The sequence below is a fragment of the Mesorhizobium sp. WSM4849 genome (assembly GCF_055811385.1).
In genome coordinates this window covers 1-1,094 of the sequence record NZ_JBVVPW010000096.1, presented here as the reverse complement: position 1 = coordinate 1,094, position 1,094 = coordinate 1, and the positions used below count along the sequence as shown (strand labels likewise).

The 1,094-nt window shown below is 62.0% G+C and carries 1 protein-coding gene; it reads right to left on the bottom strand.

What is annotated here, in order from left to right:
- Window positions 1–169: 169 nt before the first annotated feature.
- Entirely contained in the window at window positions 170–1,033 is an 864-nt protein-coding gene (locus AC0L3L_RS36345; protein WP_473642180.1) for a transposase, read from the bottom strand.
- Between the last annotated feature and the right edge of the window lie 61 nt (window positions 1,034–1,094).

Here is a 1,094-nt window from a genome sequence, read left to right as displayed (position 1 = left end):
CCCATAGGCGCTAACTTAGGGCATGAGCGTTATCCTTGCTGCGGCGGATTGGCTTTTTCGTCGCCTCGGTGGATCGCAGACGTGGCGGATGATTTCGGCAAAGCGCGCCACGATTTTTCCCGGCCGCATCACGATCAGTATGGCGTTGAGGATTGCAGGACGCAGGAGACTATGCAGCCTCCAAAGGGACAGCGATTGCGCTGTGGGTGGTTTCATCTTCACAGGGGGGAGAGTCGAGAACGTCGGTGACGGCCTCGTCGATCATCAGCGCCAGGATCAGATGGGCTGTCAGCCAGCTTCGAGCGAGCCGCTCATCGCGTGCGGGAAGCTTATGGATACCCATTCCACTCTTGAGCCGCTTGAAGGCGAGTTCGACTTGCCAGCGCAGCCGATAGGTTTGCAGAACCTCGTCGGCCGCCAATTCATCGGCTGGGATCGACGTCAGCAGCATGACGAAGCCTGCTGCGGTGAGGGTCATCGGGTGCAGCCTCTTGCTGCCACGTCGCTGATGCCCTCGCCTTGCCGCCTTCTGTGCTTTTTGCGTGGCCTCCTCATCCTTGCGCTTGACGATGAGCCTCGCCGGCAAGAGCGGCTTGCCTCGGCTCTTGCTTGTGCGGCCTGAATGCTCCAGGAGCACGCTCATCTCGCAAACTTCACCGGGCTGCAAGGGCTCAAAGATGGCGTTCCAGTCGACCCGTTGCCCTTCGGGCGTGGTCAGCCGAACACTGTTCCAGCCCGTGCGCACGATGAAGTCGCCGCCCGCCGCCACCACCTTTTCAAGGGACGGGGTACGAGCGTAGGCGCGATCGCCGACAACGATGTCGCCTTGGCGAAGCGGAACACGAAAGAAGCCTTCACCGCCGCGAGCGTCGCTAATCTCCAGATGCGTGAACCGCGCAAGCGCAGGTTCGTAGGTGGCGTGCAGCCGCCAGTCCGTGCCGGCACTGCCGGGGTGCGAGATCGAACTGCCATCGACGACGCGCAGCCGACGCCCCGTCGCCGCGGTACTTTTGACACAAGCGTTTTCCAGCAAGGCGCCTGCGATGCAGCCAAGCCAATCGGCCGCTCCACGCAAGCGCTTCAAAAGAGCAACA